This window comes from Actinotalea ferrariae, assembly GCF_019733465.1.
GTDB classification, from domain to species: Bacteria; Actinomycetota; Actinomycetes; order Actinomycetales; family Cellulomonadaceae; genus Actinotalea; species Actinotalea ferrariae_A.
This window is the reverse complement of sequence record NZ_JACVQL010000115.1, coordinates 1-9,277: the sequence shown is the minus strand read 5'-3', so window position 1 is coordinate 9,277 and position 9,277 is coordinate 1. Positions and strand designations below refer to the sequence as shown.

The window sequence follows — 9,277 nt, the reverse complement described above, 5'->3', positions numbered from 1 at the left end:
GGACCACCCGCGCCGCGCTCGACGCAGCGCCCGACGCCGCACGCTGGGCCGCCGACTACACCGCGGGCCTCACGCGCGCGCCGCGCGTCGACGCCGAGGCCGTCGTGGAGTTCGCCGTGCTCTCGATCGCCCGCTCGGGCGCTCCCGACGTCGACGCCCGGCTCGCGGCCCTCCTGGCGGACGCGATCGCGCTGGCCGAGCGCCTCTCCGGCAGGTCCGCACGCACCGACGCCCCCACCCCGACCCGGGTCCTCGCGCCCGCGCAGGCACGCGTGCGCACGGTCGCGGCCGCCCGCGGGTAGGCCCTTCGGATCAGCGCGTCCTCGAGCGACGCCCGGAGGGCGCCTCACGTCGCCCGCCCTCACCAGGATGTGCGGCGCATGTGACGCGCGTGGCCCCTGAGGCTGCTGTTCCACCACGCCGGCCCCACCGGCCCCACGGGCCCCGCGCGCCGCACGATCTAGGGCGTCGGGCGTCGGGCGTCGGGCGTCGGGTGTCGGGGCGGGGTGCGCGGTGGCGGGGTGGGCGACCCCAGGGTCAGGTGAGGGCGAGGGCGACCGCCGCGGCCGCGTCCAGCGCGCGGCCGGCGGCGACCTCGGCGTCCCACGTCGCGCCGTCCGGGCGGCCCTCGACCAGGGCGATCGCCGCGTCGAACCACACGGCGTCCGTCGCGGTCAGCGGCACGTCCGCCTGCTCGCGCAGCCGGGTCGACGCGCCCAGCAGCCGCGCCGCGCGGACGGCCTGCCGGCGGTGAGCGGCGATGCCCGCGAAGAGGGACAGCACGTCGATCGTGATCTCGACGTCGTTGAGCGCGACGGCGTCCGCGGCGTTGGCCCGCAGGTGCTCCTCCGCCTCGTCCACCCGCCCGGCGCGCAGCAGCGCGCCCGTGAGGTTCACGTGGTCGGCGCCCTGGCCCCACGCGTCCTCGAGCGCCACGTCGAGCTCGAGGCACCGGCGCAGCAGCTCGACCGCCCGGTCGGTGTCGCCCCGGTCGACGGCGAGGACCGCGAGGTTGGACACCGCGTTCACCTCGCGCCCCAGGTCGCCCACGTCCCGCGCGACGTCGGCCGACTCCTGCGCGAGCCGGACCGCCTCGTCGTGGTCCCCCAGGGCCCGGTGCGCCATCGCGAGGCTGTTCAGCGCGCGTGCGGTGCCCGTCGCGTCGCCCGCGGCCCGCCACACGACGAGGCACCGCTCGAGCATCTCGCGGGCGCGGTCGGCCTGGCCCTGCTGGAGGACGAGCACACCGAGCCCGAAGAGGGCGGTCACGACCTCCGCCGGCCCCCCGCCGGTCGCCCTGCCACCCGCGGCCTCGACCGCCGCGCCGAGCCAGCGCCGCCCCTCGGCCTGGTAGCCGCACGCGTACCAGAACCACGAGAGGTGCTCGCAGAGCCGCAGGCCGACGCCGAGCCGCTCGTCCGGGTCGACGCCCGCGTGAGCACCGGCACCGGCACCGGCGCCGCCGCCGGGCGCGGCGAGCGACCACGCGAGCGCGGCGCGCAGGTTGGGCAGCTCGCGCTCGAGCCGGTCGCGGGCGGCGAGGTGGTTCGGACCGCGCAGCTGCTCGGCCGCGGTGCGCGCCACCTCGGCGAAGTGCCGGGCGTGCCGCAATCCGACGACGTCGCGCTCCCCCGACGCCCGCAGCATCGAGCGCGCGAACGACGCGACCGTGCGCAGCATCCGCACGCGCGGCTCGCCGTCCGGCCCGTCGAGGACCGTGAGGAGGCTGGCGTCGACCAGCTCGGCGACGACCTCGACCGCGTCGACGTATGCGCCGCCTGCGGCGTCGTCGCCCTCTCCCCCACCGGCAGTCCCCTCGGCCAGGACGGCCTCCGCCGCCGCGAGGTCGACGTCGCCGCCGCACGCGCCGAGCCGCCGGAACGCCGCCCGCAGGGGCTCGGGCAGCAGCTCGTAGGACCAGGTCAGGGTCGCCTCGAGCGTCCGGTGCCGCTCGGGCACGTCGACCGCGGGTCGCGCGACCGCGACGTCCTGGTCGAGCCGGGCGAGCAGCGCCCGCGGGCCGAGCAGGCGCGTCCGCGCCGCGACCAGCTCGATCGCGAGCGGCAGGCCGTCCAGCCGCCGGCAGATCTCGACGACGTCGGCCACGTTGTCCGCGGTGAGCGCGAAGCCCGGCCGGACGAGGCGGGCGCGCCGGACGAACAGCTCGACCGCGCCGCTGCCGTCCGTGCCCGCGAGGCCCTCGACCTCCGGCACGGGCAACGGCTCCACCGGGACCTCGTGCTCGCCGGACACGCGCAGCGGGCGACGTGACGTCGCCAGGACCGCGACGCCCGGCCCGGACGCGACGAGCTGGGACACGACCGCGGGCGCGCCGGCGATCTGCTCGAGGTTGTCGAGCACGAGGAGCACGCGACGCGGAGCCAGGTGCGCGAGCACCGTGGGCGGTGCCTTGGACTCGCCCGGCGCGCCGACGACGTCGGCGACCGTCGTCCACATCACCTCCGTGGCCCGGACCGGGGCGAGCGGGACGAGGAAGACGCCGTCGGCGAACCGGTCCTCGATCGCGGCCGCGGCCGCGAGGGCGAGCCGGGTCTTGCCCGCGCCGCCCGGCCCGGTGAGCGTGACGAGCCGCGCGTCCATTCCGCCGATGGTGCGCACCACCCGCGCGACGTCGTCGTCGCGCCCGACGAGCGCCGTGCTCGGCAGCGGGAGCGTGGAGGCCGAGCCGAGGCTGCGCGGGCGCGGGAAGCGGTCGGGCAGGCCTGGCGCCACGAGCTGGTGCAGCCGCTCGGGCTGCGCGAGGTCCTTGAGCCGGTGCAGGCCGAGGTCGGCGAAGGTCACGCCCGGCACCGGGTCGGCCGCGGCGATCCGGTAGGTCGCCTCGGTCACGAGCACCTGGCCGCCGTGCGCGGCACCCGCGACGCGCGCCGCGCGGTGCACGTCCATCCCGACGTAGCCGTCCTCGTGCCGCGTCGGCTCACCGGTGTGCAGGCCCATCCGGACCCGGACGGTCTCGCCGCCCGGCCAGGCCGCCGCCACGAGCGCGGTCTGCGCGTCCAGGACCGCCCGGACGGCGTCGCCGACCGACCGGAAGACGACGAAGAAGCTGTCGCCCTCGGTGCCGAGCTCGTGCCCCGACCACCGCCGGACGGCGTCGCGCACCACGGCGCGGTAGGCCGAGACGACGTCGGCGTAGCGCGCGCCCAGGCGGGCCAGGACCGCGGTCGAGCCCTCGATGTCGGTGAAGAGGAGCGTGAGCGTGCCCGTGGGGAGATCGCTCATCGCACCTCCCGTCGGGCGCCGCACCTGCCGACGATTGAACACGAGAGCCCGCAACCGCGGAACACCCGGGTGCGCGGCGCGCCGACGCGCCGCACGCGCGTCCGCCCGGACGGCCCTAGGCACCCGGCGCCACCCGGTCCTACCCTCCGAGGTGTCACGGCCGCCCCCGCGGCCGACCGCGAGAAGGGCCCCACCATGCAGGTCACGATCGACTCGACCGAACCCCTCGAGCAGGTGCTGGCGGTGGTGGGCGCCCTCTACGGCGTGCGCCTCAAGGTCGCCGGCAAGAGCGACCAGCCCGACGGCGACCAGGGGGTCCTCAAGCCGCGCCACGGCTGACCACCGCGCGCGGGCGCAGGCCCGGCAGGTCTCAGCGGCGCCGGTGGTCCTCGACCGTCAGGCGCGGACCGCGGCGCGGGACGCGGGCCGCACCGCTCAGCAGCAGCAGCCGCACGGCGCGGTAGCGGTGCGGCCGGTACGGCTCGAGCAGCTCGAGCATGCCGGCGTCGTCGACCTTCGCGCCCGTGAGCGCCCAGCCCACCTGACCCGAGAGGTGGTAGTCCCCGACGGAGACCGCGTCGGCGTCGCCGAGCGCGCGCTGCGCCGTCTCCGCCGCGGTCCACGCGCCCACCCCCGGGACGACCGTGAGCCGCGCGAGCGCGTCGAGCGGCGCCATCCGGACCGTCTCCTCGAGCCGGTGCGCGATGCGGGCGGCCGCGACGACGGCTCGGGCCCGCCGCGGGTCGACGCCGGCGCGGTGGAAGTCCCACACCGGGACCTGCGCCCACCCGGCAGCCGACGGCGGCACGCGCATCCCGTCGGGCGCCGGGCCCGGCGCCGGTGAGCCGTGGGCACGCAGCAGGTACGCCCACGCGTCCTGCGCCGTGCGCGTGATGACGCGCTGCTCGAGGATCGCGGGCACGAGCGCCTCGAGGACCCGCCCGGTGCGCGGGATGCGGACGGCGCCGGCGCGGCGGAAGGCGTCGCGCACGGGGCCGGCCGGCGGGTCGAACGTCGACGCGTCGTCGTGCGCGCCGAGCATCGCGGGTGCTGCCGCGAGCGCCTCGGCAGCGCCGGGGCCCCAGGCGGTCACCGCGACGTCGCACGGGCCGCGCTGCTGCAGCCGCACGGTCGCCGGACCCGATGCGAGCAGGGTGGCGCGCCAGACGGCGCCGTCGGGACCCGTGCGGTAGGCGGGGTCCCGGAACCCGCGGCGCAGCGGCGCCAGGGTGGGGTGCAGGTCGACCCCTCCGGCGAGGGTGACGACCGACTGCTGCTCCACGCACCCATCGTCACACGCGGAGGCGGCGCACCGGCCGCACCGCTGCTACCGTCCCGGCCTGTGACGTCGTCCTACCCGCAGCCCGGAGCGCCCGGCCACGGAGGCACCGGCCCGCAGGGCCCGGCCGGGCCGCCGCCCCTGCCACCGCACGTGCCGCCGCCCCCGGCGCCCGGCGCACCGCAGGTACAGCACGGCTACGGCGCGCCGCCGCAGCCGCCGCAGCCGCGGCAGCCCGCGATCCCCGACGTGCACGTGCCGTCGGCCCGCGAGCTCGGCAAGGACATGGCGCGCGAGCTCGGCCACGGCCTGCTCGAGATCGCTGTGTGGGCGGTCGCCGTCGTCGTCGTGGTGGGCGGCCTCGGGCTGATCGGCTACCTCGTCGCCGACGGCACCGGCCTGCTCGCTGGCGTCGTCGCTGGCGTCGTCGTGCTGGGCGTGCTCTGGCTCGTCCTCATGATCAAGGGCATCTCGCTCGCCGCGAGCACGGTCCGGAAGGGGCAGCCCCCGCGCTGACCTCGACGCCGCGCCGGACCCGACGTCGTGCCGAGCCCGGCGAGGTCGCGGTCAGCGCAGCGGCGGGGACGGGATCCGGTCGTCGAGCCAGTCGATGCCCTCGGCGACCCGGTCGATGTGCTGCTTGTAGGGGCGCACGTGGTCCGCGCCGGGGCCCATGACGTCGTCGAGCCGGTCGCGCAGCGGGGTCTGCATGCGGTCCTGGTCGCTCAGCTGGTCGTCCGCCTCGTCGGCGATGATGTCCCGCAACCCCTGCAACCCGGTCTTCCCCGCCTCCGTGAGCGGCGACGCCGACAGGCCGGTGAGCGGCTGCACGACGGGCTTGAGGATCAGGCCCTTGACCAGCAGCGTCTTGATGAAGAACCCCTGCTTGGAGAAGAACTTCATCGCCTTGACGGCGCGCAGCAGCTGGGCGAGCTGGTTGAGCAGCTGCGCGACCTTGGCGAGCGCGGCCGCGATCTTGGAGTAGGCGACCGCCCCGCGGGCCGCAGCGGCCGCGGCGCCTGCCGCGGCCGAGGCGCCGAACGTGACGAAGCTCAGCGCGAGCCCGACGGCGAGCGACAGCAGCGCCCACTCGATGAGCTCGCGGATGATCGTCGCGACGAGCTCCTCCGCGACCTCGATCTCCATGGCCGCGTCGTCGAGGAACTCGGCCGTCTCCTTGGTCGAGTCCGCGAGCCCCTGGACCTGCTCGAGCAGCTCGCTCATGGTCGCGGCGAACGCGTCGTGCGCCTCGCCCTCCCAGCCGCCCGCCATCGGTGCGATGACGTCGCGGTGGTGGTCGACGAGCTGGTCGAGCGTCGAGGCGAGGTCACGCCAGCGCTGCGCGGTGCTGCGCACCTCGCCCGAGTCCCCGGTGACGGCGTCGAACATGTCCGCGAGCGGCGCCACGACGGGCCGCAGCAGGGAGTCGACGAACCCGTCGAGGGGGGCCATCCAGCCGTTGATCTTGTCCCAGACCGAGACCGCGCCGCTGACGGACATCAGCGCCCCCCGGAGAGGAGCTTGGTGAAGATGTCCCGCACGGCCTCGTCCGACCCGCGGTAGCTGTCGAGCGTGAGGCCCAGCGCGTCGCCGACGTTGCCGTAGATCTCCTCGAGCGCGGCGAGCGCCTCGCCGAGCCCCTGGTAGCGGGCGTCGAACGCGGCCTGGATCTCGTCGGACGCCGGCAGCTTGCCGAGGCTGCCCTGGGGCAGGTCCGCCGACGCGCGCTTCGCGTCGAGCGTCGCGAACCGGGCCGCGATGGCGTGGTGGTCGCTCGCGCCGCGGCTGAGCACGTCGTACTCGACGCGGATGTCGGCGCTCACCGCTCGTCCCTCGCCGCGATCTCGCGCTGGAGCGCGTCACGCGTGGACTCGGGGACGCGGCCGGCGATGAGGTCCCGGACGTCGGGTGCCCCGGCGATGCCGTCGGTCAGCCGGGCCACGGTCTCGCCCATCGCGAGCTGCGCGCGGCCGAGGGCCTCGAGCACCGCGGCCCGCAGCTGGTCGGCCGAGAGCCGCTCCGCGACGGAGGTGAAGACGACGTCGGTCACGACACCCGAGGCGCCGACCGTGACGGTGACGGACCGCTCGGTGCTGGTCCCCGTGGCCCGGGCCCCGGCGAGCTCCTGCTCGAGCCTGGCCGCCGCCTCGAGGCGCTCCTGCGCCTCGACCTGCAGCCGCGCCACCCACTCGTCGGTCGTCGTGCCTGCCATGCGTCCCCCTCCACGGTCGTCCAGCGCGTGCGACCCTATCGACCCCGACGACGGCCCGACGCGCCGGGAGCGTCCTCGCGCCCCGTGATCACCCGGACGGGGGACGCCGTCCGCGGACACGCGTGCACCCGGCGGCCGACGTCGGGCACCGTTCGGTGCATGGAAGCGACGACGACGGAGCAGCACGCCCACGGCGAGGTGCGGCACGTGCTGCTGCCCGGCCGCCACCACCTCGTGACCCGCTTCCAGGCCGACTACCTGCGCCGCCTCCTCGCGGGCGAGGAGGTCGACGCGTCAGGCCGGCCCGTGGTGTGCGCTCCGGACGCCCGCGTCGTGTGGGCCCTGACCTCGGCGACCCACTCGGGGACGCGGCGCAACCCGCTGCCCGCCCACCGGCGCGAGGCGATCATCGAGCGCGTGGGCGCGGCCGAGGGCGCCGAGCCGCTCGTGGTGCCTGTCGCCGACGTGCCGCCGAGCGCCCGGTTCGCGCACACCGTGCTCGGCACGGTCGAGCTCACGCTCGGGCTGCGGCTGACACCCGCGGACACGGTCGTCGCGTGCTCGACGGAGGGCGTCGCCGCGATGTGGGCCGCGCTCGGCTTCCGGATCGCCCCGGTCGAGGCTGGGCACCCCGACGAGCCGGCACGACCGTGGGACGTGCTCGAGCTCGCCGTCGCGGGCGACGACCGCTGGCGCGAGCTCGTCCACCCCGCCGCCCTCGCGGTGTACGACCGCTACGGGCTCGTCGAGGCGGTCCGCACCGCGCACCTCGACCCGACCGTCTCCGCCGAGGGCGACCTCACCGAGACCCGGGACTACCGCTCGTACACCGCGGACTTCGACGGCGCCTCCGACCGCAAGTGGGCGCAGGTCGGACCGCACGTGCGGCCGGGGCGCGTCGTCGACCTCGGCTGCGCGGCCGGCGGCCTGCTCGAGCGCGCCGCGGCGGACCCGCGCCTCGCCGAGTCCGACCTGTACGGCGTCGACGTCTCGCGGCACCTCGTGGCCGAGGCCCAGCACCGCAAGGCGCAGGGCGTGTTCGCGAACCCCAACGTCTTCTTCGCGCAGCGGAACCTGCTCACCGCACCCGTCTTCCCGGACGCGACCGTCAGCACGACGACGACCGTCGCACTCACGCACGAGATCGCGAGCTACGGGGCCGGGCGCGCCGACCTCGAGCTGCTCGCGCGGCGCATCTTCGCGCACACCGCACCCGGCGGGGTCTGGATCAACTCGGACGTCCTCGGGCCGGAGGGTGGCGACCGCGTCGTCCACCTGCACCTCGACGGCCCCGTCGACCTCGACGCGGGTCCGGCGGACCTCGGGACGCGGCAGCGCGCGGACGTCGAGGCGCACGTCGCGGCCCTGTCGCCGGCAGCGCGCCTCCTCCAGTTCGCGCACGACTTCCCGGCGCTCTCGGGCGGTGCGTGCGACGTGCGCTGGGTCGACGCGGGCGACGCGCGGGCCGGGAAGCCCGCGGTCGCGGAGCTCACGCTCCGCGCGGCGATGGAGTTCCTCTGCACGCGCGACTACGTGTCGAGCTGGCTGTCCGAGTGCCACGAGCGGTTCTGCGACATGACGTGGCCGGACTGGGTGGAGCTGCTCGAGGCCGCGGGCTTCGAGCTCGAGCCCGCGAGCGGCGCCTGGCGCAACGACTGGCTCGTCGAGCACCGCCTCTCGGTCGGAGCGCGCCTCGTCGACCCGGCCTCGGGCGACGACCTGCCGTGGCCGGACACGCACGTGCTGAGCGTCGCGCGCCGTCCGGGCTGAGCGACCCGGTCGCTCGGCGCGCGCGCCCCGCGACGCCGTCGCATGGTGGGACTCCACGACAACCCGTCCTGAGGGGGACCCCCATGAGAACAGCCGTCCGCTCCGCCGCCGCGCTCACCGCCGCGGTCCTCGGCATCGCCCTCGCCGCCGGGCCGGCCTCCGCCGAGCCCAACGACCAGGACCTGGCCTTCCTCGCCGCCGCGCACCAGGGCAACCTCGCCGAGATCGCCTCCGGGGAGGCGGCCGTCGCGCAGGCCACCACGGACGGCGTCCGGCAGATGGGCCAGCAGCTCATCACCGACCACACGGCCCTCGACACCCAGCTCACGGCCGTCGCCCAGCAGCTCGGCGTGACGCTGCCCGACGCGCCGTCGCCCGCGCAGCAGGCGGCCCTCGCCGAGGTCACGGCCGAGACCGGGCAGGACTTCGACACGGCCTGGCTCTACCTGCAGATCGAGGCACACCGGCAGACGCTCGCGCTCGGCGAGCAGGAGCTCGCGGGCGGCTCCGAGCAGGCCGTCAAGGACCTCGCCACGGCGGCCGCGCCCGTCGTCCAGGGCCACCTCGACCACGCGCTCATGCTCGCCCAGGAGCTCGGGGTCGACGTCGTCGCCGCCGGCACGGGCGGCCAGGCCGCGACGTCGGAGCGACCCCTCGGCCTCGCGCTCGCGACCGCGGGCGGGCTGCTGCTCGCGCTCGTCGCCGCGTTCGCGCTCCGGCTCCGCCGCCCGGCGGCCGCGCAGGTGACCGCGCGCCGGTGAGCTCCCCGCAGC

9 protein-coding genes and 1 pseudogene are annotated in these 9,277 nt (G+C 76.8%); 5 read left to right on the top strand and 5 right to left on the bottom strand.

Annotated features, from left to right (window positions below; translation table 11 throughout):
- A pseudogene (locus ICW40_RS10305) lies at positions 1-302 on the top strand (hypothetical protein); the annotation flags it as partial.
- A gap of 235 nt (positions 303-537) precedes the next feature.
- On the opposite strand, the gene ICW40_RS10300 reads toward ICW40_RS10305, so the two are convergent.
- Positions 538-3,243, bottom strand: a complete 2,706-nt coding sequence (locus tag ICW40_RS10300; RefSeq protein WP_221653737.1) for an ATP-binding protein — start codon at positions 3,241-3,243, stop codon at positions 538-540.
- A gap of 195 nt (positions 3,244-3,438) precedes the next feature.
- On the opposite strand from ICW40_RS10300, the gene ICW40_RS10295 reads away from it, so the two are divergent.
- Complete coding sequence (locus tag ICW40_RS10295) at positions 3,439-3,582, top strand: hypothetical protein (protein WP_221653736.1); 144 nt, start codon at positions 3,439-3,441, stop codon at positions 3,580-3,582.
- 31 nt (positions 3,583-3,613) lie between these two features.
- On the opposite strand, the gene ICW40_RS10290 is transcribed toward ICW40_RS10295, so the two are convergent.
- Positions 3,614-4,525 (bottom strand): DNA-3-methyladenine glycosylase family protein, encoded by a 912-nt coding sequence (locus tag ICW40_RS10290; RefSeq protein WP_221653735.1) that lies wholly within the window; start codon positions 4,523-4,525, stop codon positions 3,614-3,616.
- Between the two features lie 60 nt (positions 4,526-4,585).
- Between ICW40_RS10290 and ICW40_RS10285 the strand changes: the two genes are divergently transcribed.
- Positions 4,586-5,038 carry a hypothetical protein gene (locus tag ICW40_RS10285; RefSeq protein ID WP_221653734.1) on the top strand — a complete coding sequence of 151 codons (453 nt, stop codon included), beginning with the start codon at positions 4,586-4,588 and terminating at the stop codon, positions 5,036-5,038.
- A 51-nt stretch (positions 5,039-5,089) separates the two neighbouring features.
- Here the strand turns inward: ICW40_RS10285 and ICW40_RS10280 are convergent, their stop codons facing one another.
- The 3 genes from ICW40_RS10280 to ICW40_RS10270 are packed head-to-tail and all read right to left on the bottom strand — an operon-like array spanning position 5,090 to position 6,734.
- Positions 5,090-6,022 (bottom strand): WXG100 family type VII secretion target, encoded by a 933-nt coding sequence (locus tag ICW40_RS10280; RefSeq protein WP_221653733.1) that lies wholly within the window; start codon positions 6,020-6,022, stop codon positions 5,090-5,092.
- A complete protein-coding gene (locus tag ICW40_RS10275) occupies positions 6,022-6,345 on the bottom strand; it encodes a hypothetical protein (RefSeq protein ID WP_221653732.1) in 324 nt (107 codons plus the stop codon). The genes ICW40_RS10280 and ICW40_RS10275 overlap by 1 nt, the downstream gene beginning before the upstream one ends.
- Complete coding sequence (locus ICW40_RS10270) at positions 6,342-6,734, bottom strand: YbaB/EbfC family nucleoid-associated protein (protein ID WP_221653731.1); 393 nt, start codon at positions 6,732-6,734, stop codon at positions 6,342-6,344. The genes ICW40_RS10275 and ICW40_RS10270 overlap by 4 nt, the downstream gene beginning before the upstream one ends.
- Before the next feature lie 159 nt (positions 6,735-6,893).
- Here ICW40_RS10270 and ICW40_RS10265 point away from each other — a divergent pair, with 159 nt between their 5' ends.
- Together ICW40_RS10265 and ICW40_RS10260 are read left to right on the top strand one after the other, a co-directional pair.
- A complete protein-coding gene (locus tag ICW40_RS10265; protein WP_221653730.1) occupies positions 6,894-8,504 on the top strand; it encodes a class I SAM-dependent methyltransferase in 1,611 nt (536 codons plus the stop codon).
- A gap of 83 nt (positions 8,505-8,587) precedes the next feature.
- Positions 8,588-9,265, top strand: a complete 678-nt coding sequence (locus tag ICW40_RS10260) for a DUF4142 domain-containing protein (protein ID WP_221653729.1) — start codon at positions 8,588-8,590, stop codon at positions 9,263-9,265.
- Positions 9,266-9,277 lie beyond the last annotated feature (12 nt).

Bases quoted from the DNA above. Each gene is read 5' to 3' on its own strand.
- ICW40_RS10260 (WP_221653729.1), top strand. From the start codon at position 8,588: ATGAGAACAGCCGTCCGCTCCGCCGCCGCGCTCACCGCCGCGGTCCTC.
- ICW40_RS10280 (WP_221653733.1), bottom strand. From the start codon at position 6,022: ATGTCCGTCAGCGGCGCGGTCTCGGTCTGGGACAAGATCAACGGCTGG.
- ICW40_RS10265 (WP_221653730.1), top strand. From the start codon at position 6,894: ATGGAAGCGACGACGACGGAGCAGCACGCCCACGGCGAGGTGCGGCAC.
- ICW40_RS10295 (WP_221653736.1), top strand. From the start codon at position 3,439: ATGCAGGTCACGATCGACTCGACCGAACCCCTCGAGCAGGTGCTGGCG.
- ICW40_RS10300 (WP_221653737.1), bottom strand. From the start codon at position 3,243: ATGAGCGATCTCCCCACGGGCACGCTCACGCTCCTCTTCACCGACATC.
- ICW40_RS10270 (WP_221653731.1), bottom strand. From the start codon at position 6,734: ATGGCAGGCACGACGACCGACGAGTGGGTGGCGCGGCTGCAGGTCGAG.